The sequence below is a fragment of the Planococcus sp. PAMC 21323 genome (assembly GCF_000785555.1).
In the GTDB taxonomy this organism is placed as follows: Bacteria; Bacillota; Bacilli; order Bacillales_A; family Planococcaceae; genus Planococcus.
Genome location: NZ_CP009129.1, coordinates 1,501,426 through 1,524,861, shown reverse-complemented (window position 1 = coordinate 1,524,861; position 23,436 = coordinate 1,501,426). Strand labels below are relative to the sequence as shown.

Annotated in this window: 21 protein-coding genes; 4 read left to right on the top strand and 17 right to left on the bottom strand. The window is 38.9% G+C overall.

All coding sequences use genetic code 11. The features are described from left to right. Positions 1-53 precede the first annotated feature (53 nt). The 3 genes from PLANO_RS07665 to PLANO_RS07655 all read right to left on the bottom strand — a co-directional run bounded on the left by PLANO_RS07665 (position 54) and on the right by PLANO_RS07655 (position 3,233). Positions 54-1,505, bottom strand: coding sequence for an MBOAT family O-acyltransferase (locus PLANO_RS07665; protein WP_038703884.1), 1,452 nt, complete (start codon positions 1,503-1,505; stop codon positions 54-56). A 92-nt stretch (positions 1,506-1,597) separates the two neighbouring features. Continuing rightward, complete coding sequence (locus tag PLANO_RS07660; RefSeq protein WP_038703883.1) at positions 1,598-2,992, bottom strand: AMP-binding protein; 1,395 nt, start codon at positions 2,990-2,992, stop codon at positions 1,598-1,600. After that, entirely contained in the window at positions 2,985-3,233 is a 249-nt protein-coding gene (locus tag PLANO_RS07655; RefSeq protein WP_038703882.1) for an acyl carrier protein, read from the bottom strand. The genes PLANO_RS07660 and PLANO_RS07655 overlap by 8 nt, the downstream gene beginning before the upstream one ends. Before the next feature lie 594 nt (positions 3,234-3,827). On the opposite strand from PLANO_RS07655, the gene PLANO_RS07650 reads away from it, so the two are divergent. Continuing rightward, the gene (locus tag PLANO_RS07650; protein WP_038703881.1) at positions 3,828-4,148 is read left to right on the top strand and encodes a hypothetical protein; all 321 of its coding nucleotides are present in this window, start codon (positions 3,828-3,830) and stop codon (positions 4,146-4,148) included. A 408-nt stretch (positions 4,149-4,556) separates the two neighbouring features. Here PLANO_RS07650 and PLANO_RS07645 read toward each other — a convergent pair whose 3' ends face one another. The 9 genes from PLANO_RS07645 to PLANO_RS07605 form a co-directional block, all read right to left on the bottom strand. Then, positions 4,557-6,152 (bottom strand): long-chain-fatty-acid--CoA ligase, encoded by a 1,596-nt coding sequence (locus PLANO_RS07645; RefSeq protein ID WP_038703880.1) that lies wholly within the window; start codon positions 6,150-6,152, stop codon positions 4,557-4,559. A gap of 160 nt (positions 6,153-6,312) precedes the next feature. After that, the gene (gene arsC / locus PLANO_RS07640; RefSeq protein WP_038703879.1) at positions 6,313-6,732 is read right to left on the bottom strand and encodes an arsenate reductase (thioredoxin); all 420 of its coding nucleotides are present in this window, start codon (positions 6,730-6,732) and stop codon (positions 6,313-6,315) included. A gap of 30 nt (positions 6,733-6,762) precedes the next feature. Further along, entirely contained in the window at positions 6,763-7,110 is a 348-nt protein-coding gene (locus tag PLANO_RS07635; protein ID WP_038703878.1) for an ArsR/SmtB family transcription factor, read from the bottom strand. 177 nt (positions 7,111-7,287) lie between these two features. Then, on the bottom strand, positions 7,288-8,361 hold the full coding sequence (locus PLANO_RS07630; protein ID WP_038703877.1) for an ABC transporter ATP-binding protein: 1,074 nt from the start codon (positions 8,359-8,361) through the stop codon (positions 7,288-7,290). A gap of 12 nt (positions 8,362-8,373) precedes the next feature. Then, positions 8,374-9,189, bottom strand: a complete 816-nt coding sequence (locus tag PLANO_RS07625; protein WP_038703876.1) for an ABC transporter permease — start codon at positions 9,187-9,189, stop codon at positions 8,374-8,376. Next, complete coding sequence (locus PLANO_RS07620) at positions 9,189-10,073, bottom strand: ABC transporter permease (protein ID WP_038703875.1); 885 nt, start codon at positions 10,071-10,073, stop codon at positions 9,189-9,191. The genes PLANO_RS07625 and PLANO_RS07620 overlap by 1 nt, the downstream gene beginning before the upstream one ends. Further along, complete coding sequence (locus PLANO_RS07615) at positions 10,057-11,304, bottom strand: ABC transporter substrate-binding protein (RefSeq protein WP_038703874.1); 1,248 nt, start codon at positions 11,302-11,304, stop codon at positions 10,057-10,059. Before PLANO_RS07615 ends, PLANO_RS07620 begins: the two co-directional genes overlap by 17 nt. A 35-nt stretch (positions 11,305-11,339) precedes the next feature. Next, positions 11,340-11,999, bottom strand: coding sequence for a TVP38/TMEM64 family protein (locus tag PLANO_RS07610; protein ID WP_038703873.1), 660 nt, complete (start codon positions 11,997-11,999; stop codon positions 11,340-11,342). Beyond that, entirely contained in the window at positions 11,996-13,879 is a 1,884-nt protein-coding gene (locus PLANO_RS07605) for an FAD-dependent oxidoreductase (protein ID WP_038703872.1), read from the bottom strand. The genes PLANO_RS07610 and PLANO_RS07605 overlap by 4 nt, the downstream gene beginning before the upstream one ends. A gap of 174 nt (positions 13,880-14,053) precedes the next feature. Between PLANO_RS07605 and PLANO_RS07600 the strand changes: the two genes are divergently transcribed. Continuing rightward, positions 14,054-14,635 (top strand): CDP-alcohol phosphatidyltransferase family protein, encoded by a 582-nt coding sequence (locus PLANO_RS07600; RefSeq protein WP_038703871.1) that lies wholly within the window; start codon positions 14,054-14,056, stop codon positions 14,633-14,635. Between the two features lie 16 nt (positions 14,636-14,651). Further along, complete coding sequence (locus PLANO_RS07595) at positions 14,652-15,743, top strand: FAD-dependent oxidoreductase (protein WP_038703870.1); 1,092 nt, start codon at positions 14,652-14,654, stop codon at positions 15,741-15,743. Positions 15,744-15,808: 65 nt separating this feature from the next. Here PLANO_RS07595 and PLANO_RS07590 read toward each other — a convergent pair whose 3' ends face one another. The 3 genes from PLANO_RS07590 to PLANO_RS07580 are packed head-to-tail and all read right to left on the bottom strand — an operon-like array spanning position 15,809 to position 20,018. Beyond that, positions 15,809-16,363 carry a DUF2179 domain-containing protein gene (locus tag PLANO_RS07590; RefSeq protein WP_038703869.1) on the bottom strand — a complete coding sequence of 185 codons (555 nt, stop codon included), beginning with the start codon at positions 16,361-16,363 and terminating at the stop codon, positions 15,809-15,811. A 15-nt stretch (positions 16,364-16,378) separates the two neighbouring features. Further along, complete coding sequence (locus tag PLANO_RS07585; RefSeq protein ID WP_038703868.1) at positions 16,379-18,424, bottom strand: CocE/NonD family hydrolase; 2,046 nt, start codon at positions 18,422-18,424, stop codon at positions 16,379-16,381. Positions 18,425-18,458: 34 nt separating this feature from the next. After that, positions 18,459-20,018, bottom strand: a complete 1,560-nt coding sequence (locus PLANO_RS07580; protein WP_038703867.1) for a BCCT family transporter — start codon at positions 20,016-20,018, stop codon at positions 18,459-18,461. 142 nt (positions 20,019-20,160) lie between these two features. Between PLANO_RS07580 and PLANO_RS07575 the strand changes: the two genes are divergently transcribed. Next, entirely contained in the window at positions 20,161-20,817 is a 657-nt protein-coding gene (locus tag PLANO_RS07575; protein WP_038703866.1) for a TetR/AcrR family transcriptional regulator, read from the top strand. A 79-nt stretch (positions 20,818-20,896) separates the two neighbouring features. Here the strand turns inward: PLANO_RS07575 and spoIIP are convergent, their stop codons facing one another. Together spoIIP and PLANO_RS07565 are read right to left on the bottom strand one after the other, a co-directional pair. Continuing rightward, a complete protein-coding gene (gene spoIIP / locus PLANO_RS07570) occupies positions 20,897-21,958 on the bottom strand; it encodes a stage II sporulation protein P (RefSeq protein ID WP_038703865.1) in 1,062 nt (353 codons plus the stop codon). Positions 21,959-22,035: 77 nt separating this feature from the next. Beyond that, positions 22,036-23,307, bottom strand: a complete 1,272-nt coding sequence (locus tag PLANO_RS07565; protein ID WP_038703864.1) for a murein hydrolase activator EnvC family protein — start codon at positions 23,305-23,307, stop codon at positions 22,036-22,038. Positions 23,308-23,436 lie beyond the last annotated feature (129 nt).

Here is a 23,436-nt window from a genome sequence, read left to right as displayed (position 1 = left end):
CTCTTTTTATTAAACTGATGGACTGACTCGTTTGCGAGTCAGTCTGTTTACGATTAAAACCCACCGTAAACAAATCCTTGACCTGTAGCACCGAACACCAAAACTGAGACAACGATTAAAACATACACGGCAAAACGAGCAACTGCCGGGCGTTGCGATAACCAGGTCCACGTTGACGTATTTTTTCTTTCGATGTAATGATACAGCTGCATCACGATAAAGAAAAAGCTGAAAATCACTAAATCGAGCAAAGAAAACATTTCAAATGCCGCAATGATTCCCGACGGATTCCAGGAGCTAGGTGATAAGAAATGACGTGCATTTTCAAATGCCTCTGTAACCGAATTTGACCGGAAAAATACACGAGAAAAACATACAAGAAGAAACGTAATCGTGATTTTCAGCCATTTATGCACTACTGGATTTTTATCTAATTGAACTAATGACGCCATTTTTCCACGAGTATGTTTTGTGTGATCTCCAAAGACGCGGTAAAACCCGTGAATAAGTCCCCACAACACAAAAGTCCAAGCCGCTCCGTGCCAAATGCCACTTATTAAAAACGTAATGATGATAGCTACATAAATTTCGCTTCTTTTCTTTTTTCCTTTACATAAAGGCATAAAGATATAGTCTCTAAGCCATGTCGAAAGCGTGATGTGCCATCTATTCCAGAAATCTCCGATTGACGTGGCAAAATGCGGTTGCTTAAAGTTTTCGGTAAGTCTAATCCCAAGCATTCGTGCACAACCAATGGCAATGTCACTAAGTGCTGAAAAATCCGCGTATAATTGAACCGAGAATAAAATTGTTGCTAGGACGATTTGAGAACCGGTTGGGTCTGGACTATCGTAAACACTCGCTACAATTGGCGCGAGTCGGTCCGCAATTAAGGTTTTCTTAAAAAATCCCCAGGCGATTCGCTTCATCCCATAGCTTATATTGTCATAATTTAAGGTTTGTTCTATTTTAAATTGAGGAAGCAATTTCTTAGCACGTTCAATCGGTCCCGCAACGAGTTGTGGGAAAAAGGCAAAATAGATGGAGAAATAGCCGTAATGTCTTTCTGCTTTTTGCTTTCCTTTAGAGATGTCTACAAGATAACTGACTGCCTGAAATGTATAAAAAGAAATAGCTAACGGCAGTACAATTTCTTGGTACGGTAGGGTATAGTTCCAATTCAAGTATGTTGAGATGGCTCGAATGGAATCATTTAGGAAATTAAAATATTTAAACCAACCGAGAAAAAACAGCAATACGCAAATACCAAGCAGCATGACTCTTTTCTTCTGTTGTTTGGTTTCCTGTTTTTCAATGACTATTCCCGTAAAATAAGTAAACACTGTGCTCGTAAGGAGTAACAAGACAAAGTAACCGCTCAACGTAGCGTAAAAACTATAACTTGCAACGAGTAAAAGAATCCATCTCCACTTGTGTGGGATTAAATAATAGGTAAAAACGATACCTGCGAAAAATAAAAGAAACTCAATTGATATAAAAGTCATCTAATCACCTGATCAAAAATAAACTTAAGATTTTTCATAAAACGATTTTTACGTATCGTGCTTTTATGGTTTCGGGTTCAAATAGCCGTAAATCATTTAGATTCAGGTAACTCGCTATAGAGTATCTTCCCAAAATGGTTGCGTGGAATTTTCTCAATTCTCATAACTTTAAAGCCCTTTAAGTTTAAGTTTTCCTTAATTATTTTTTTAATTTGAATACGGTCTTCTTTTAATGTATAGATATGTAGTTGATCATCCGCTCCGGCGCAGACACATTCGTGACCATACTCATTTAAAAGCCCTTCCACTTCATCTAAGCTGATTCGGCTTCCAGCGATTTTAATTATTCGTTTGATGCGCCCTGTTACAAAGAAATATCCTTCTTGGTCAAAGTACGCCAGATCACCTGTATGCAACGTCCCGTTATTCTCATCTTTTTTCGACAAGTCGCCTAACGACTCCGCATACCCTAGAGAAACATTTGCACCTTTATAGATCAATTCGCCGATCACGTTAGGTATTGTAATGCAGTTGCCGTTGTCATTTTGCAGCATCAGTTCTCCACCTGGAATGGCAATCCCGATGCTTCCGGCTTTATCAAGGTTTTTTTCAGCAGGCAAATAGCTCATCCGCGCCGTTGCTTCTGTTTGACCGTACATCGTGAAAAATCGAATCCCTTTTTGATTGCATACCTCCGCAAATTTAGACGACAGCGTTGAGTTTAGTTTTCCACCCGCTTGCGTGAGTGTTTTTAAACTCGGCAAATCAAAGTCTTCAAACTTCAACCTATCAAGCATTTCGTACACGAAAGGAACTCCACCAAAAGTTGTTGCTCCCTGCTCTTTACATAAGTTCCAAAACTCTTTTTTTACGATCGATGCATCCGTGACAATAATTGTCGCGCCGCATATAAAATGGCTGTTGATGATCGATAGACCATAAGAGTAATTCATTGGAAGTGTTGTGATTGGCTTATCGTCCGCTTTAATCTCAAGGTACTTCACAATCGATTCAGCATTTTTAAAGACGTTTTCGTAGCTTAAGCGAACAAATTTGGGGCTACCGGTACTTCCTGAGGTTGTTAAAAGAAGCGCAAGATGTTCATCAAGCTTATGCTGGTAAAATGTCGGACTTTTGAATAATGTGTATTCACCATACACAAATGAGCGACCCATTGTGTTTATTAGCCCTTGATTATCACTACTCGCCCAAATGTATGCAGGCTTATATATAGTAATCAGTTTATTCAACCGCTCAGTCTGTATAGATGCATCCAAAAGGACCGGTACAACATGACCTCTAAGAAAACCTACGTAGCCAAATAAAGATTCTTTGTTATTTGAACACAAACAAAAAACAAGTGTTCTTTCACCTACTTTACCGCAAATAGCGTCCGCAATATCCACCATTTCAGCGTACGAATAGTCTCGTTCAGCAACTACAGCGGTGCGGTTTCCGAACACCTCAAAATTTTTGAAACTATTCATTTACAAAGTCTACTCCCAAACGATTCAATAGCTCTATCCCTGACAGGTAAGAATTGAACTCTGTCATCCATTCAGAATCTAATGACACATCGAAAACTTCCTCCATCGTAGAAATGAGAATCATATGTCCAAGTGAATCCCATTCACTTGTTTCTCCTAATGCCAAATCTTCACTTACCTCGTCCTCTTCTAATTCCAACGCATCTATAAAAGCATTTCTGTATTTTTCGATATTTTTCATCATTTACACCCTTTCGAACCATACTGTCACTTGCATCTGTGAAAATCTTTTTTGCGGAAATAACTTTATAGCTGCCAACTATACTACTGCTTTTTGAAATTGAACCTAACTCGTCCTCCGCTCTACTTACTTATATGGTCTTTAAAACTAGTTTCGCTTTGAATTCATTAGTTCATGCATTTTTAAAATCGTCATGTGGCTTGGACTAGCTCCTTTTATTTACTCGAGCTAATTGAAAATGATTATCATAATCAATTATAAATGCATGATAAGAAATGTCAATATAGTATTCGAATTCGAGTCTTAAGTTTATAGTTGTTAATTGCATTGTCAGACAGTATGCAAAGGAAATTTTAGAAAACGGTACTCAGTGCCGAGATATAATAGGGCTATCTCAAGATTTATATGTTTAAAATGCTTCCATCAATCAGTTTAGTCAGTAAGCAAATTGGATTTCCTCTAAATTTCACAACATATATGACAGAAGTTAAAAACTACCGGATTATGCCTGGAAAGTTTGATAAATTATTTACATAGGTTACACCCATTCGAAACCAACATTATAACTATCATTAAATTGTAGAGGTAAATTTCATGAAAAAAATCGTAATCGCATGCTTGTCTTCCCTTTTGTTTATCGGAATCATCGTTGGCGCAGCTTCTTTGTATTATGAACACAAAGAAAATAAAATGGCTGCATTTAATTATGCTAAAGAATTTGTGGTAACTGAATATAGCGAGAGTACTAATTTGTCTCGTGGAGGAACTAAATATGATTTCGGCCGAGGTAATTATTTTGTTATCGTGCAAAATAAACAACAGAGAAAGTACTATTTAGAAGTGAAACTGAGCGGCGATGGATCTTTGGTTTCGATAGAAGATAACACAAACAACTTAATCGAAACTAGCCAGTAAAACAGCTTAATAGATAGTTGAATAATGCAATGGGGGTTTTTGTAGGTATGGCTATTGTACTCATTGTCATTGTTCACTAAGTATTATTTAAAAAAACTCAAAACGATTGAAAATTAAAATTAAAAATCGTCAAACTTTCAGAAGAAATCAAAGGTAAAAAATAAACCGAACGGAGATTGACTAGATGATATATATAATGAGCACCGTTACACTTGTGTTTATCGCGATGTTATTCATTAATTTTATTGTTGGTTTTCTTCTGCTGAATATTCGTGACAAAAATTACTGGGTTAATTCAACCGTCATAAGTTTAATAGTCACGTTAGTTTTTGTAGCCATTTTGTAATGTTAACCAATCACAAAAACCGTCTATCCATGCACAATCTCATGGATAAACGGTTTTAAAATTTAATTTACTTTTTTCCCGCTACCCCAGTACATTTCGCGCAACTGGAATTTCTGCAGTTTCCCTGTTGCCGTTTTCGGTAAAGCCTCAACAAAGTCTACTGATTTTGGTACTTTAAAGCGTGACATGTGTTCGCGTGTATAATCGAGAATTTCTTGTTCTGTTGCTTGTACTCCTTCATGCAGCACAATAATGGCTTTTGGTACTTCCCCCCACTTTTCGTCCGGCACGGCAATCACAGCCACTTCAGCAATGGCCGGATGATTGTACAAGACCCCTTCGATTTCAGTTGAAGAAATGTTTTCGCCTCCAGAAATGATCATGTCTTTAATACGATCTTGGATTTCGATAAAGCCATCCGGATGCGTCACTGCTAAATCCCCTGTATAAAACCAACCATCGCGAATAGCTTCTGCTGTTTTTTCAGGATCTTTGTAGTAACCGGCCATAACGACGTTGCCACGCGTGACAATCTCACCAAGTTCTTTGCCGTTCCAGGCTACTTCTTCGCCGTCTTCTTGGTTGACGACTTTTGTTTCGCCGTTAAAAGCGAGCTCTATCCCTTGGCGTGCTTTTATAGATGCTTGTTGTTCAGGATCCAAGTCATTAAACTCGTTTTTCCATTCGCAATAAAGGATAAACGGTGAAGTTTCAGTCAATCCGTATACATGCATCATATTCAACCCGAGAATACTTTGCGCTTTCGCAATAAGTGCTGCGGCTGGTGGTGCACCTGCAGTTCCCATCCGGATCGTTTGTGTTAACTGAAGTCTATTCGCTTTTGGTTCATTGACGAGCATATTGACTACGGTCGGTGCACCGCAAAGTGACGTGATGCCATGATTTTCAAATAGATCTAAAATCAGAGGTGGATCAACTTTACGCAAACAAACATGCGTCGCTCCCGCTGCAGTAATTGCCCATACACCACCCCATCCGTTCGTATGAAACATTGGCAAAGTATGTAAATACACGTCATCATATTTGATCTCTAAATGGTGCAAGAAATTCGCAGCATTCATGTAATTGGTGCGGTGCGTTTGCATAACGCCTTTTGGACTAGACGTTGTACCGCTCGTATAATTTAGCGACAGCATTTGGTTTTCATCTAACTCAACTTGAGGAACTTTTGCATCAACTGCTATGTTTCCGATAAAGTCTTCGTAGTCTTCACCTTTAATTGCGGATTCCGTTCCATCTACTGCGACAACAATGTACGTTTCAATCGGCAGCTCATCTTGCACTTCTTCAAGCATTTTGCCAAATTCCGCATCTACTATGAGTATTTTTGCATCACTATGTTTTAAAATATACGTTAAATCTTTTGTTGATAATCGGTAATTGAGCGGTACGATAACCGCTCCGAGTGGTGGAATGCCGTAAAAGCATTCGAGCATGGCGTGATTATTCGGCAGCATAACCGCCACATGATCATTATTGCCAATACCCGCTTTATGTAAAGCGATGGAGAGCTGATCTACCCGTTTGCCAAATTCCTTGTATGTAAACTTTTTATCTCCATCAATCACTGCTACTTTTTCTGGATAGTATTTTACTGCACGACGTTTCCAATCTAGTGGTGTTAATGTTGCTAACATTATATGACCCCTCTCGTGTGAAAATAACTAACTCTGTTATATAGCAAGTATAATTAGCCCTCTCAACTGTGTCAATACAGTTATCGGAATAGGTCGACAATTTAAATAAATAAACCCCCACAAGCCTTTTTATAAGCTTGTGGGGGTAAAAATTAGTCTATTAGATACCTGTTTTCGCAAACGATTCTATGCGCGTTCCGATAGCATCACGAACCGTTTGAAAAACAGTCCATTTTTCTTCTTCTGTTCCTTGTGCTTTTGCCGGGTCTTCAAAACCCCAATGTTCGCGGCGAATATGATTAGGCGTCATTGGACATTTATCCGCTGCATCGCCGCAAAGAGTCACGATAAAATCCGCGCGGTTGAGCAACTCTTCGTCAATAATGTCTGAAGTTTGAGTAGAGATATCAATAGCCACTTCATTCATTGCTTTCACAGCATTTGGATTTAATCCGTGAGCTTCAATTCCTGCACTGTATACGTCCCACTCGGGTGCTAAATGTTGTTTTGCCCAACCTTCAGCCATTTGGCTACGGCAAGAATTTCCTGTGCATAAAAAGTAAATAATTTTTTTCGTCATACTTGATTCTCCTTTAACATAGCTATAGTTTTAAAAGCAATCTACCGGTTTTTCTTTCGCACGCAAAGATTGAAGTTGTGCATCCGAGTCATTAATATGACTTAAAATATCCAACAGCAAGTCGGCGTGGGCTGAATCAATATTCATCGAATAAAAGCGCCACTGCCCTCTTCTATTTTCGTTTAAAAGCCCTACTTGTTTTAGCTTTCGCAAATGTTGACTAATTGCTGGCTGACTCATGCCAAACATTTCAACAAATTGACATACGCAATACTCGTTCGTCTCAAGCAATTTCATCATCATTAGACGAGTTGGATCGCTGACAGCTTTTAGACAAGCCGTAACGTCAGCTGCAGATTGTGTTGATAAAGTCTCCATTTAAGATCCACTCCTTTAGATTAAGTGTATGCCAACCTTATTATATAAGTCAAAGCTTATATTCATTTAAAGAGTTATCAAGTGGTAATGAATAATTTAATATAAATATTCATTTATCTTCTATTTTTTAGATGAATAAATTGAATAACTTAATAAAATGTACTGAATATAAATTATTCACTTTTTCACAACCCATAAATCCCTTCTCTCTGCTTGTAGAGAAATGGTTTGCCCTATGCTGAATAGCTCGATTTGCTGACTCGTCAAACTGCAAGTTAAATGAGAGTCTCCTACGCTTATTTTAACTGAATAAAAACCGTGGTTAAACTTGATCTGTTCTACCACTCCGTGAATTTGAAAGACGCGCAGTGAAGGTGAATTTTCAGTTACGACCTGCAATACTTCAGGTCGTATGATCAAACAACTTGGACCTGTCTCCGTGGCATCTTCTACTAAAAACTCAAAGCGACCATCTGCAGACTGAAAACGACCTTTTTCAACAGTTCCTTCTATGATATTTTTTAAGCCAAGGAACGAGGCTACCTTTGTTGTTTTCGGACGCTCGTATAACTCTTTTGCACTTCCCACTTGCAACACCGTGCCTTGGCTCATTACGGCAATACGATCTGATAATGTAAAGGCTTCTTCTCGGTCATGCGTTACAAACAATACGGTGACACGAAACTCTTGTTGAATCCGGCTAAGTAAATCACGCATTTCCTCACGCAGTCCAGGATCTAGTGCACTAAATGGTTCATCCATTAATAACACGCGCGGATTGGCTACCAATGCTCTTGCTAAGGCCACGCGTTGCTGTTGGCCTCCACTTAGTTCGTCAGGAAATCGGCTGCCGTAGCCACGGAGTCCGACGTGCTCAAGCATATCGCGCGCTTTTTTTAAACGCTCTTTTTTATTAACTTTTTGCATCTTTAATCCGAAAGCAACATTTTCTTCTATTGTCATATGCGGAAACAATAACGATTGTTGGAAAACCATTGCGAAGTTTCGTTCTTCTGATGGGACTCGAGTTAAATTTTGATCACCAATCCAGATTTCTCCGCTATCGGCTTGAAGCAAACCTGCAACTAACTTTAAAAGACTCGTTTTGCCACAACCAGAAGGTCCAAGCAATGAGAAAAATTCGCCTTCGTGAATCGTCAAATTGACTGGATGCAAAGAAAAGGCAGAGTTGTCTTTTTGTCGCGGTTGTTTATATTGTTTTTCCATATCAACAATTCGCAAATCACTCACATTCTCACTCCCTTAGTCGTTAATTGTTACTGCTTTTTTCTGCTGGTAGTATTTTTTCAAAAGAACGTCTAATCCAAATAAGGTCATGATTGCCATGCCTGCGAACATTAACGAATATGCCGAAGCGATTGCAGGGTCTCCTCCGCTTATAAATGGAAATAACAGTATAGACAAAGTAACTACTTGACCAGAACCAATAATAAAGGTGATCAAGTATTGACCCAATGAAATTAACATACTCAAGCTTGCCCCAGCGATAATACCAGGTAATAAATGAGGCAATACAACAAAGCTAAAGCGAGAAACAGGACCTGCACCGAGCATACGAGCTTGGTCTTCCCAATCGATAGATAAAGTTTGATAACTTATCATAATAGCACGCACCATATAGGGCAAGGTCGGCGCAATATGAGCTAATACCACACCTCCTATCGTTTCTGTTAATCCCAGTCTTAAAAATGTTAAATGAATGCCCATAACTGCGACAAAAGGTGGAATAATAATTGGTGCAAAAATAATGGCTTCTATTAGCCATTTGCCACGAAACGAATTGCGCACCAGTGCATTGGCAGCTGGTACTGCGAGCAGTATATTTAGAGCTGTCACAATTAACGCAATTAGCAAACTTATACCGACCGCTTGCCATGTTCCCGAACTGCCAAATAGCACGTAATTCCACGCCCGAAAACTAATCGACTCTGGTAAAACGGCCGGCCATTGCCAACCAAACGACAAACTTGTTAGAACTAGCGGAATAAAAGGCAAGAATATTAAAACAAAAACTACAGCAGTCAGGATGATCTTCAAAATCGCGCGAGGTTTGTTCATCAATCCCACCCCTTAAAAGCGTTCCACCGTTTATTAATTGCGTAAACAACGACACCTAATAATACAGTGAAACTAGCCAAAAGAATGTTGACCGCAAGTGCTTCTGGCCGGTCTGTTAGCGTACCACTTGTATAGAGTTGATAGGAATACACGGGCAATGTGCTCGGATACGTGACCCCCAATAAAAACGGAACTTCAAAAGCAGAGAACGTGAAAACAAAGACGATAAATGTGGCGATTGTCCAAGCTGGCATCATAACCGGGACAACAATTTCTCGAATGTAATGCCACCGATTTGCGCCGAATACGCGCGAAACATCTCGCCAAGAGTGGTGAATGCGGGACAGCACGGGATAAATCATTAACGAAATAAAGGGTGCTTCTTTCCAAGCGTATGTAAATATAATGCCCCACCCAAACGAATCATTCACCAACACCGGAAATTCTGCAATTGTATCGATTATGCCAAGATTGGTTAGAATTCGCGACAAAAAGCCACTTTGCATAAACAACAACACCATTATATAACCACCAACTAGGTGGGGGATCGTCAAAGGCAATTGAAATAATTGTTGCCAAATAGACGAATTCTCACCATTAGTCGATTCTTTTAGCGTAAATAGTGAAATCGCCAAAACCGCACCCAAAATAGCTGCGAAAAAAGAAGATAGTAACGCTACGCGAAAAGTTAATCCAAGTGATACCCAAAATTCCGATGAATCGAACAACGCTCGATACGCGTCGGCATTAAAGTCACGTTGCCCAAGTGCTGGAAAATAACCGAGGCTTTTTAAAAAGCCATCAAAAAGTCCCCCGAAAAACAGGAGGACAATGGTTCCGACAGCCGGAAGCAATAAGAGATACGGTTTATTCTTTTGCCACATATTGCAACCAACCTTTTTCAATAATTTCAATATAGTCAGATGAAAGTTCTGGGAGACGATTATCTTCTAGTTCTGCTAACGATAATGTAGCTGTGCCTAGATCAACGTTGTTCATTGCCTGTTGCTGTTCAGATGACAATAAATTTAAGTCGAGTGCTGATAAGTCTCCCCAGTTTTCTGGAGACAATTTAGCTGTTTGGGCGGCTGGTGACATTAATTCATTGATCGCCACCATCGCTCCTGCTTTTGCAGAAGAATTAAATGGTATCGAAAGAAAATGTGTGTTGGAAAGCGTTCCAGCATCTAACATAAAGGTACGCGTAGAATCCGGAAATCTTCCTTTTAGCACTTCACTTGCAGCAAGTGCAGGGTCATAACTCATAGTTACGCCAATTTCCCCACTTGTATACAATTGATCTTGTTTTGCTAAATTTTCAGGATACGTTTCCCCACCACGCCACAAATGTGGCTCGATGCTATTTAAATAATCCCACATCGGCTCTAGATGTGTCTCCAAGTCTGGAAACGACTCAGCCGGTTGTTGATACTGCTCATATCCACCCGTTGTTTCATATAACACGTGACGGACAAACGCACTCCCCGTAAAGTCGGGTAAAGCCGGATACGTAAACTGTCCTGGATTTTCTTCGACCCATTTAGCTAGTTCATCCATCGATTTTGGTGGATTTGGCGATTTGCTTTCATCGTGGACGAAAACAAATTGTGCTTTGCCCCATGGTGCTTCGAGGCCTTCTACAGGCTCACCAAAATCATTGGCAATTTCAGGTGCCTCTTTATCGACAAAGTCGTTAAAATTTGGTAACTGTCCACTAAAACTTCCCCATAGCAGCTCATTATCTTTAGCGACTTTAAAATTTTCACCGTTAATCCAAATGATGTCCATACTACCACTGGACTTATTAGCAAATTTTTCATCAACTAATTGATTAACAATGTCTTGCGAATCGTTCATCGGAATTCGGTTTAGTTCCACGTCATGGTCTTTTTTCAAGCGAGGCGCAACCCACTCATCGATATAACGATTAATGTTGTCACTGCCTCCCCACATATACATATTTACTTGCTGACCCGTTGCTGAATCTGCAATTGTTTGCCAATCACTAGTCAGCAATTGATCTGTTTCTTCAGCTGTTTTTTCTTTAGTGGCTTGAGTACAAGCTGTTAAGGTTAACGCTAGTATGGATGAAACCAGTAATACGGAATTCTTCATTTTCACACTTCCCAAATCCGTTGATAAAATGGCTATTATTTATCGAGCTTTTGTTTTTTGTTCCACCGATTGCGTAAAGCAATTGGCACTACTGTTAGTATAACGAAAACGACGACAGCAAGAACAATGATTTTTGGATTTCCGCTAACAAAACTACTGCCCAAAAAATTATAAGCAAACGTACCCGGGATGATTCCGATAAATGTAGCTAACGCGAAAGACGAAAATCGTACTTTCGCAAAAGCCGCTACGTAACTGATCAAATCAAAATTAATTACCGGGATGAAACGAAACAGCAAGACATAGAAAAAGCCGTTTTGTTCCATTTGAGACTGGATTTTCCCAACGTTACCGGTCCATGATTTACGAACAAAGCTCTTCCCTAGAGTTTTCGCAACGTAAAAAGACAACATCGCGCCAAGTGTTGCGCCAATAATGGTATAAAGTGTCCCTAGCCAAGCCCCAAAAGCTAAGCCGCCTGCAATGGATAATACCGATGCGGGAAAAAAGATGAGCGGTCGAACAGTATAAATTAAAATGTATAAAACGGGCGACCAAAAACCAAATGACAAAATCCAATTACGAAGATCATTGGCATCTACTTGAAAAACAGAGCGGCTAAGCCAAATCACGATCCCAATTAACGCAGCAATCGCTATCCATTTTGCTAGTTGTAAACTTTTTTTCTTGTTCATAGGTTTTGCTTTTGCGCCAAAATGCTAAAGTAACGACCTCTCATATCATCGTAACGCTCTCGGTTGACGCCCCAGTCTGAATAGCCAACGCGAGATGCTGATCGGTACTCGATTCTTTCGGCTTGGTCGTTAAAGTAAAATTCGATATCATCTTTAAAGCCTAGTGGTTTGGATACAGCTACGGCGTGTACGTAATTGCCATCGTTTTGCTGGATTTTGATGCCTTCATAATTTTCTAGCATCCTAAGCAAACTTTGTTTTGCCATATGCTTGTTGCCATTGTATGGCCATGCTGGAACGTGCATTTCTTGTTTAGTTGTTTGAGAAGAGATGGCGTTTGGTGTTGAAGGTATTTCTTTTAAACGGCCATTTTCAACACCTAGTTTTGGTTTTAAATTGTTGTTGAGAACCAAATTGGCGATACCGATCCCCGCTGTCGCAACAGCTCCGTAAATGCCAATCTTTTTGGCAGGCAATTCACCCGCTTTAGCTTGGTTGAACGTTTTAACAACAGGCTGATTTAATAAGTTGTCTACAAATACTTTTTTACCAATTTTCACTAGCACTTCACTATAAGTTGGATACGGGTGTATCACACCTGATAGTTTGCCCATATTGATCTTCAAGGTTTTAATCGTTTGAATTTGGCTGATGATTTCACCAGCGCGGTCACCAAGAATACTAGCACCTAAAATATAACCTTTTTTATCTAATATAATTTTTACTTTCCCAATGCTGTCTTTTTTTGTATTGGCACGGTCTAAGTCTGCATATTCGTGTTCATATACGCGAATAGAATCGCCGTATTTCTCGCGAGCTTCATCTTCGGATAATCCAGAGCGTCCGAGCTCAGGATCAGTGTATGTACACCACGTTACGTGCTCATAATCCATTTTTCGATTTATAGGTAAAATCGCATTTTGTGTTGCTAAAATTCCTTGTGCATTTGCCATATGTGATAATTGATAAGGTCCTACGACGTCGCCTATCGCATATACTCCTTTAGTAGTTGTTTCTAAATAATCGTCAACTTTAATGCTTTTCGAATCATATTCGACACCCGCAGTTTCCAATCCAAAACCTTTTACATTTGCTTGACGGCCAAGCGCTACTAAAAGCCCTTCTCCACTAATCGTTTGTTCACTGCCATCTTTTTCGATTATCAAATCAATAATTTCACCGCTTTGCTCTGCACGAACGGCAGTTGCGCCGGTGTGAATCGTAACACCTTCATCGATCAAGCGCTGCTGAATCATCAACACGAGATCCTCTTCGTCTTTTGGCAAGATGCGCTCGAATTTTTCGACAAGTGTGACTTTAACACCAATGCGATTTAATGCTTGGCTCAGTTCCACGCCAATTGCACCACCACCAAGGATCGTCATTGTTTTCGGGAACGTCGTTTGAGTAAAAATGGTTTCGTTTGTTAAATATGAAACTTGATCCAAGCCTTCAATTGGCGGAACCATCGGAGAAGATCCTGTTGAAAGAATGATTTTTTTCGCTTCAATACGCTCATTATCTACTTCTAGTGCATGAGGCTCGATAAATTTTGCGTAGCTATTGATAAAGTCTATGCCTGCTTCTTCTAATACATCTGGTGATTCGCCCGCATAGACCTTTTGTATAACGTCTTGTATATCTTTTAAGACAACTGAAGTATCTACTTGTAAATCTGGCGTATATTTTTTTGCGCTGTGTACTTCTTTTGCGATATTAATAAGTGATTTACTTGGAATACAGCCTGACCAAGTACATTCACCACCAGGTAAGTTTTTATCGATTAAAACGACGCTTTTTGAAAATCCTGCGGCTGTAAAAGCAGCAGTTAACCCCGCTGCACCTGCTCCAATTATGGCAATATCATATTTTTTGACCATTACTATCAATTCCTTTCTATTTTTAAAGTAAATCCATCTTAACAATAGAGAACCCCATATTTCGCTTAATTGCACTCAATAACATGTGATTATTTTGAATCGAGTGTTAATACAGGTTACAATTGTGAACATCACTTATACTTAATTTATACTGAAAACGAAAAGGTGAAACTCATGCTCGATACCCATGCACGAAAACATGTACAACCAGTCGTAGATAAAACAGCTGATTTTTTATTGAAAATAGGCTTATCAGCCAACAGTGTGACCAAAATTGCGTTTGCAGTCGGCCTATCATCAGGCGTCTTTATTTACCTCGATCAACCTTTATGGGCAGTCATTGTTCTTTGGTTATCCGGCTATTTAGATGTTGTCGATGGAACCATGGCCAGAAAAACAAAACCTTCTCCGTGGGGAACATTGCTTGATATTAGCTTTGACAGAATGGTAGAAATTAGCGTGATTTTGGGACTAGCTTTCCGTTTTCCAGACGCGATGTGGGCGCTTTTATTGTTAAGCACTTCCATTATTGTTGCCATGACTGTCTTTCTAACCGTTGGGGCTTTAACTGATAAAAAAGGAGTAAAGTCGTTCTACTATCAAGCTGGACTAGCAGAAAGAACGGAAGGCTTTATATTGTTTACCCTAATGATAGTGTTTTCAACGCATTTGATCGCCATTACGTTAATTTTTGTCGCAATTCAACTTTTCACCATTTACCAACGTATGGCTGAAGCAAAACGTATTTTAAACTAGATTGGAGTAGTGAGAAATGAAAACCCTCGTATTAGTAGGCGGCGGACATGCGCATTTGCATTGTCTAGAGCGATTAAAGAACGATTCTCAAAAAGACTGGCGCGTCGTATTGATCTCACCGTCTCCTTATCAATATTATTCTGGCATGTTCTCTGGATATACAGAAGGTGTATATAGCTTGGACGATGTCAGGATTGACTTACCTAAACTATCCCATAGCATCAATGTTGAATTTCTAGAAGATGCAATCGTGAATATCGATGCAAAGTCGCAAAAGCTGACAGGTCTAAACGGAGCAGTTTATCCGTATGATGTTGTATCATTTGATATTGGCTCACAAATCGCGATCCCTGAGGCAGTTGAAAACCATGCATTATCGATCAAACCAAACTATCGCTTTCCCGATCGATTGGTCAAAATGCGTGAATCTACTCACCCAGTAATCGTGGGAGGTGGCGCGTCTGGAGTAGAATTGGCCTTTTCAATTCTGTCTTGGCGTAAGAAAAATCGTCTACCTAGCAATGTAGCACTCTTTAGTTCAACCAAATTGCTAGTCAGTCAAGGAACTGCAGCTTCAAAAAAAATCGAGAAAATCGCCACGCAAAAAGCATTGTCTTTTTATTCAGGCGTGGGCATAGAGTCAGTTGATGAAAGCAATGTGAGAACAAGTACAGGTGACAGTCATCCACAGTCAGATGTTTTATGGCTAACAGGTCCGAAAAGCTTTGAGTTGTTTCAAACTTCTGGACTCCCTACAGATACCAACGGATATTTGTTAGTAAACGAAATGTTGCAAAATAATCAACATCCTGAAATTTTTGGTGCTGGTGATTGTGTAACCATTGATCAGTATCCCGCTCTAGCTAAAAATGGTGTTTATGCGGTACGCCAAGGTCCGATTCTTTGGGAAAACTTAAAAAAGAGCTTATCGAAAGGCCAATTAGTACGCTTTACTCCTCAAAAGAGATATATTTCCATTCTTTCTACAGGCGATGGCGAAGCTTTCTTATCTTATGGAAGCCAGCTTTTTCATGGCAAAATTCCGTGGAAGATGAAACAATACATTGACCGTAAATTTATGAAACGGTATAAAGATCTTTATGAATAATCGACGCTAGAATATAGAAAAGACTTCTTGTGAATTCACAAGAAGTCTTTTCTATATTCTAGCGTTTAAACTTTATTATTAATCTGAATAATGGATTCAAAGCTTCCCATAAGAAAACCACCATTATAGCGATTGGGCTCATAGAAAATGATAAATGCTTTTGGAGACAACTGCGTCACGAAACTTCGGAGTTTGGTTTCATTTTTCCTTTTTGCTAACACTTTTAAACATAACCGTTCGCCGTCTTTCCCTTCGGCAGTCCACGAAGTAACCCCATAGCCTTTACCTCTTAGGTGCATCGGTAAATCAATTTCTAATGCATCGACTATAATATCAAACACGATATAACCGAGTGCGAGACGATTTTCGATTATGCCACCGAGGTAGACGCCGATTCCCCACCCGATACAGTATGCGGCAAGATTGAATGGGTTACTTAAATTATCAAGAACAATCGTTAACCCCATCAAATAAATAAAAACTTCTACCATGGACAAGAATACAGCTACTTTACGATAGCCTTTAATCACTAAAATCATACGCAATGTGAAAAGGGTCATATAGGCAACGTTAATTAAAATAATTAGCATTAATATTGAATTCACAAAGTCCCCGCCCATTATTCAGATAGCCGATTAAATAAAATCACGATCGACTTCAAAAGTTCTACATGTATCATAAAGTACTTTGTCACCTTCGAGCGCTTTTAACTGGCTCGTGATATAGAACTTTTTAGCATCTGCCGTCATAGTCGAAACAGATTCCAAACTTGTTTGCCACTCTTCACGTCCGACCGTTAAGGTCCAGTCACATTGAACAGAAGCTGACAATGGATCGCCTTCTTTAATACGGTATATATTTTTATTCGTACTGCCGTATTCGAGCCCATTAGCTGGTAAACGTCTGCATCCTTCATCAGAGAAGTCATTCAATACCCACTCGTTTGTAACTGTATTGTGGTTAATTTCTCGCGTTCGTCCAGCTTCACGAAGAACTTCACGTTCCATTACAGCAGCTGTTTCTGGCTGTTCAAATGGAATGATATCTTCTTTTTTCGTTATATTGTTGTAAGTTGGCAATACAAAGTGCGTATCTTTGTCTTTAATAATATACAGTTCTGCTTCATTTGCCGTTGGCCAAGCATGCGGCCAGTAAGTAGGTGAAATGGATAATTGAAGACTATGTCCTTTAGGCACTTTATAGCCAATGGCATCCAGCTCCACTACGGCTGTGAACTCTTGGTCGACTGGTACATCTTCTGGAGACTCGTGACTATTCCGATGAGTTAAGTTTAACTGTCCCCACGAAATCAATTTTGAAGTTCCCGTAGGTGATAAATCACTTAACCTCACAGCAAGATTAGCACGTTTGTTATCACTCATTAATTTTACTTTCAGCTTTGGAAAGCCAAGAATGCTCAACTCTTCCTCTAGTGGTGCACTGGTAAATGTATTCGATAAGCCATTTTCAATTGCCTGATCTGAAGCCATGTCGCCTTCTTGCCCGAATGGACAATAAACCCCTGCATACAAGCCGTGCTGTTGGTGAGTTTTCAATATTTCAGATCCGCTATCTGGAGTTTCTGTAAGTTGATGATTACCAAGGAAATAGTGCTTATCCTCCGTGTTAGGGCTTGGCCAACTATTTTCGAGCACCCATTCACCTGGACGAATGTGGTAATCGGTTTTAGGTGGTACGGCGTCTTGAAGCCACATACGCAACACCGGTTCATCCATAATGCCTGTATCTTCTTCTTTTAACCATTGATCCCACCAACGAAGACATTCTTGTAAAAATCCAATTTGCGGACCCGGCACAGCTACTTCTGGATATTCATGTGCCCATGGACCAATCAATCCCTTTTTTGGACCTTTCAAATTTTCCATCAAGCGAAAAACTGCATTTGTATAGCCATCTGCCCAACCGCCTACTGCGTAAACCGGAATTTTGATATCATCGTAATTCTCGCAAATCGAACCGTGTTTCCAATAATCATCTCGACGCTGGTGACGCATCCATTCTTCCACAAATGGCGGTGTTTTTTCTAAACGCTCTAACCAGTTTTCGCGCCATGATTCACCTACATGTTTAGGATCTTGTGGTCGAGCATTATAAACAAGCATTGTCGAAGCCCACCAAAGCATGTCTGAAGCGAGTAAAGCACCACCTTTATAATGGACGTCATCTGCATAACGATCATCTGTTGAGCATAGTGTAATGATGGTTTTTAACGCTGGATGATTATGTGCTGCAACTTGTAGGCCATTAAAACCGCCCCACGACTTGCCAATCATGCCAACAGATCCAGTTGACCATTCTTGTTTTGTAATCCAATCCAAAACTTCTAATGCATCATCTTGTTCTTGTTTTGTATACTCATCGTAAATGATGCCTTCTGAATCACCGCATCCACGAATATCTACACGAACGCTGGCATAGCCATGGCCCGAGAAATAAGGATGACGAATTGAATCACGTAATGCGGTAAATTCGTTTTTGCGATATGGAAGATATTCTAAAACGACCGGTACAGGATTCTCATATGCACTTTTGGGTATCCAAAGCTTCGCAGACAACCTAGTTCCGTCAGACATCGAAATCCAAATATGGTCGATCACTTCTACTTCATGTGGAAACTCTCTTTTAATACTACGTGTGCTTTCTCGAACATTAAATACCATTATTCTTCCCCCTCTTTAGCATTTTAATTCCCTTTTAAAGCGTTTCATTTTCTTTTGCCTGAATCTGTTGAGTTATAGAAAGACTGCTATTTGGTTGTTCAGGAAAATCTTGTTTTAACCACTTCAAAAGAGAAGAAGTTAAAAGTAAATATAGAAGTATAACCGGCACCGATACAATAACAGATGAAGTTTGGATAACTTTTAGTCCACCAATCATCAATAGCGATACGGCAAGAACAGCGAGAACTGCTCCCCATAGCATACGGTGCCAACGTGCCGGTTCTTGGTCGCCAATTAATTCCTTCGTTGCAATTGCTGAAAGAATGTACGTTGCAGAATCGAGAGATGTTGCCAAGAAGATAAAAGCAAGCACAGCGAAAAATGGTAACACTAAAAAGTCGAGCGGGATCGTTCGCAAAATTTCAACGATTGTAGCTGGACCTCCGCTAGTATTTAGCATGTCAACGACATTTAATGCACCTGTCAGTTGTAGATTCATCGTGTATCCACCAAATATACCGAAATAAATCCAACTGCCCAATGATCCCCATAATAAAATATGGACGATTAACTCACGTATTGTGCGTCCTCTAGAAATCCTTGCTACGAACAAACCGATAAACGGTGCAGTCGCTGCAAACCAAGCCCAATAAAACACTGTCCACGCTTGTGGGAACCCTCCTTTTTCAATTGGATCTGTTGAAAAACTCATTAATGCGAAATTTTGAAGCATGAGGCCAAAACTATTTGAGAAGTTCGACAAAATGAACAAAGTCGGACCTGTGATTAAAACAAATAATGCCAAGCCTAATGCCAAATATACATTCCAGTCACTTAGTTTACGAATACCTTTATATAAGCCCATATAAGCACTTGCACCATAAATAACTGTCCAAATGACAATAATAATTATGCTTAGTTGCAAAGATTGTTGAACTCCAAAAATCTCACCAATAACCGCAGACACCATAGGAACACCTAGACCTAGTGAAGTTCCGAGTCCACCAACCAAGCTCCAAATAACCATAATGTCAATTATTTTACCAATTGGTCCATCTGCATGTTTTCCTAAAACACCACGACATGCCGTACTAATTTTTAACGAGCGGTTTTTCTTCACAAAAAACGAGTAAGCAATTGTCACCGTTGGCAAAGCATACAATGCCCATGCTGAAATTCCCCAATGGAACATGCCATATGCCACTGCCCATTCAGCAGACTGAGTACTATTTGGTTCAATACCAAATGGTGGCCCCATATAATAATAAAGTGGTTCCATCATCGACCAGAACATGATGCTCGTGCCCATCCCTGCGCAAAACAGCATCGCTCCCCAACTAAACGTTGAAAATTCAGGTGCTTCATCACCAAGACGCACTTTACCATAGCGGCTGAAAATCAACCATACTAATAAGATGAAAATCCCGAAAGTTAGAAATTGAAATGCCCAATCTAGATTGTATGTAATGCTTGTCATCATTTTGTTCATTACCGGTTCTGCTGATCCCCTAAAAATAACTAGTGATAAAGTTGCTACGACAATCACTATTAACGAAGACCAAAAAACCGTTGGATCAATTTTAACTTTGTTCATATTACTTCCCCCTTTGATCAATATCAGTAATCGCGGTTAATTAGTAATCATGATTACTTTTGACATTTTTCATGTTATCATGTTATTAAAGGAATAATCAATATCTTTTAAAAATAAAAAATTTTCAAGGAAGTGATTTACTATGGACAATAAAGAATTAAAAAAACGCCGAATGTGGACTTACTTTATTGATGCAACAGAAGAGTTGATCAACACAGAAGGTTTCCAACAAGTAACGATACGTAAAGTTGCAGAAAAAGCCGGATACAATAGCGCTACTATTTATAATTATTTCGGGGAGTTGTCCCATCTGCTATTTTTTGCTTCGTTAAAGTTTTTAAAACCTTATATTGAAGAGGTTACAGAAGAAATGAAATTAAAAACCGATCCTATCGAGAAATACTTAGTGGCCTGGGAAGTTTTTAGTAAATATTCTTTTAATTCTCCCGAGGTGTTCCATTCAGCTTTTCTAATGGACCTCGGTGAACATCCGGAAAGCTTACTTACTCATTATTACGAACTCTACCCAGTAGATTTATTAGACGTTTCAGAAGAGTTAAAACCAGCATTAATGGAACGTAGCATTGATGAACGCGGACGTTTTGCGATCAGCTATATGATTAATGCTGGTTTATTAACTGAAGGTGAAGCTGAAGAACTCAATGAAATCACAAATTTAATTTGGCAAGGCATGTTTACTAAGGTATTAAATAACCGTAATCGGTACACTTCAGAAGAGGCGCATGAGCGGACTATGAAGTATATACGTGAAGTCATTACCTTCAAAGTTACAGACTAAAAGGAGTCGAATTAAAAAAAGCAAACCCAACAGTAACTCTTTAGTCGGGTTTGCTTCTTTTAAAGAATCAATGTACTAGTTAATCGTGCCAATAGTTACTGCTCAGTACATCAGCCAAAGCTTCAACAGTACGGTACAATTCTTGTACCGTATTATCAACTCCACCTATTTCAACAATAATTGCGTTAGCAGCTAAGTTCTGATTGTAAACGCCATTTCCCTCGCTCTTATCTTTTTCAAGTATGCCTTTTGAAACCTTAGGATAATTTGTTTCGAGCTGTAATTGCAATTCTCTAGCGAAGTTTAAGTTTTTTTCAAATTCTTTGTGCCCTGTACCTACAATAAATAGTAATTGAGCATAATCATCTCCATTTACGTTGATTGTTGTAGAATCTTTGCGCAATGAATCACGGTGGATATCTAAGAAAATTTCTAAATCCTGATTTTTTTGAATTGCTCTTTTTACATGTTCCCCTGATACAAAATATGAACTTTCATAATCCATTCCTCTTGAATCTAGTTCCTTAACAATGTCTGCAGAATTAACTGTAGTACCTATCCCTCTTCGTTCTAAAGCTTTTCCTAACATTTTTCCCACTAGAGTGACATTAGCTATTGAATGAAAAGCTTCTTCGGGTGCGTTTACGTTTTTCAAATAGGGTAAAAATGATTCTCTGCTATGACTCTGGTAAATATAAATAACGTCTTTGTCAAAAGTTGAATGACCCGTGTCAAGATTTATCCCAGAGCTAATTTGAGCGAACAGCACTTCATTAAAATCTACTGATAACTCTTTTTCATCTTTAAAAACTTTCATAGGCGGAAGGAATTCATCATTTGTAAGCTGCTCATTTTGCAAACTAGAATCTAAAGTAGATGCTAAAGAGTTGGTTTCTGCCGATTGATTGAAGAGTTTAAAATAAAAGGTGGATTTATCATCACCTGTATCTTCCGATAATATTGAGTTCGTAGTTTGAGAATTGTTTGTTGCCTCATTTTTAAAACCTGTGTAGACAAACCCTAGAACAATGAGCAATAGACTGGCTACAAAAATGATTGAAATATAGAAAAATCCCGTCAATATAGGGATTTTCTTTTTGGTGTTTTCTTCTGTTGTGGTATTTTTGTTTTTTTTTGACACGAAATGCCCTACTTTACAATAGAATTTATAAAAGAAAAACAATCGTCACTTTTTATCAGTGATGATTGTTTAAAAGCTCACCATATATATTGAGCTGGATTTACGGCATTCGATCGTGATCCATTCCAAGGTCCTACGTGAACTTCAAAATGCACATGCGTTCCTGTAGAGCGTCCAGTGTTCCCCATACCACCAACCTGTTGGCCTTGAGAAACGAATTCACTGAGAGTGACATTTATCGAGTTCAAATGCGCATAAACCGTAGCATGTGTTTGACCGTTAATAGAATGAGTTAATATTACCACGTTCCCATATCCACCCATGACTCCTGCAAATGATACATAACCATCTGCCGCTGCGACAACCGAAGTTCCAGTGGCATTCGCAATATCATAACCTAAATGCGTTTCAGCACCGTCCCCAATATCACGTCCTCCAAAGCCAGATGTGTGTTGCCCTGCCGCTGGTCGCATAAAAGGAGAATTATCGATTTTATCCATAAAGTCTAATGAGAATTGGTTACTAGAAAGATTACGTATTCGCTCTTCCTCAGCTTTTCTTGCTAATTCCGCAAGACGATCTTGTTCATCTAAAATTTGTTTTTCTAGTTTTTCGCTTAACTCTAGTTCTTCTTCAAAACGATTTTCTAATTCAGATTTCGAAATTGTTAATCGTTGTTGTTCAGCAGTAAGCTCAACTACAAATTCAGCGTGTTCTATCTTTTGAGTAGCAATTAAATCATTCATGTTTTGCAGTGTTGAATGGCGTTCTTTTTGTTCAATAAGCTTTGTTTCAACTATTACTTTTTGTTTAGCTAATAACTTAGTATCTTCAACTTGTTTTATCATAATTTCACGATCTGCTTCTATCAATGTATTTACAGCTGAAAAACGGTCAATAAAGTCAACAAAGCTATTCGCACTTAACAATACATCCATATAATCAATCGATCCACCACTTATCTGTATAGCTCGAACTCGTTCTTTTAATAACTCTGAACGCTCCGTTATTTTGTTTTCAAATATTTCAATAGACATTTTCAACTCATCAATTTCAATTTTTCGTTGGTTAACTTCTTCTTGAACTTCAGCAACATGGTATTCCATTTCGTTAATTTTATTAGATAGTTCAGTAATTTTGTCCATAATTTTGTATAATTCCGTTTGATTTGTACTTATGGCTGCCGTTTTATCTTTAATACCTGTATACAATTCACTTTTCTTTCTCTCGGTTTCTAGTTGCCTTTTTTCTAGTTCACCTAATGTGTTAGCGTTCATTATCGGCATATTTATGGAAAGAGCCAATACAATAGAAATATTCGTTATCAACCATTTTGATTTATTGCTCAAATCCTTGCCCCCTTCGATTGACCTATACTTCTTATTATTTTTTACATCTTTTATTTCATATTACAGGAAATTTACTAATATGCTATCTAAAAATGAAAAAAATGTGAAATACCACAATCTTTTCATTAT

Bases quoted from the DNA above. Each gene is read 5' to 3' on its own strand.
- PLANO_RS07590 (WP_038703869.1), bottom strand. From the start codon at position 16,363: ATGGGCGGGGACTTTGTGAATTCAATATTAATGCTAATTATTTTAATT.
- PLANO_RS07625 (WP_038703876.1), bottom strand. From the start codon at position 9,189: ATGAACAAACCTCGCGCGATTTTGAAGATCATCCTGACTGCTGTAGTT.
- PLANO_RS07605 (WP_038703872.1), bottom strand. From the start codon at position 13,879: ATGGTCAAAAAATATGATATTGCCATAATTGGAGCAGGTGCAGCGGGG.
- PLANO_RS07665 (WP_038703884.1), bottom strand. From the start codon at position 1,505: ATGACTTTTATATCAATTGAGTTTCTTTTATTTTTCGCAGGTATCGTT.
- arsC (WP_038703879.1), bottom strand. From the start codon at position 6,732: ATGACGAAAAAAATTATTTACTTTTTATGCACAGGAAATTCTTGCCGT.
- PLANO_RS07635 (WP_038703878.1), bottom strand. From the start codon at position 7,110: ATGGAGACTTTATCAACACAATCTGCAGCTGACGTTACGGCTTGTCTA.
- PLANO_RS07615 (WP_038703874.1), bottom strand. From the start codon at position 11,304: ATGAAGAATTCCGTATTACTGGTTTCATCCATACTAGCGTTAACCTTA.
- PLANO_RS07585 (WP_038703868.1), bottom strand. From the start codon at position 18,424: ATGGTATTTAATGTTCGAGAAAGCACACGTAGTATTAAAAGAGAGTTT.
- PLANO_RS07580 (WP_038703867.1), bottom strand. From the start codon at position 20,018: ATGAACAAAGTTAAAATTGATCCAACGGTTTTTTGGTCTTCGTTAATA.
- PLANO_RS07660 (WP_038703883.1), bottom strand. From the start codon at position 2,992: ATGAATAGTTTCAAAAATTTTGAGGTGTTCGGAAACCGCACCGCTGTA.
- PLANO_RS07600 (WP_038703871.1), top strand. From the start codon at position 14,054: ATGCTCGATACCCATGCACGAAAACATGTACAACCAGTCGTAGATAAA.
- PLANO_RS07610 (WP_038703873.1), bottom strand. From the start codon at position 11,999: ATGAACAAGAAAAAAAGTTTACAACTAGCAAAATGGATAGCGATTGCT.
- PLANO_RS07575 (WP_038703866.1), top strand. From the start codon at position 20,161: ATGGACAATAAAGAATTAAAAAAACGCCGAATGTGGACTTACTTTATT.
- PLANO_RS07620 (WP_038703875.1), bottom strand. From the start codon at position 10,073: ATGTGGCAAAAGAATAAACCGTATCTCTTATTGCTTCCGGCTGTCGGA.
- PLANO_RS07655 (WP_038703882.1), bottom strand. From the start codon at position 3,233: ATGAAAAATATCGAAAAATACAGAAATGCTTTTATAGATGCGTTGGAA.
- PLANO_RS07650 (WP_038703881.1), top strand. From the start codon at position 3,828: ATGAAAAAAATCGTAATCGCATGCTTGTCTTCCCTTTTGTTTATCGGA.
- PLANO_RS07645 (WP_038703880.1), bottom strand. From the start codon at position 6,152: ATGTTAGCAACATTAACACCACTAGATTGGAAACGTCGTGCAGTAAAA.
- PLANO_RS07595 (WP_038703870.1), top strand. From the start codon at position 14,652: ATGAAAACCCTCGTATTAGTAGGCGGCGGACATGCGCATTTGCATTGT.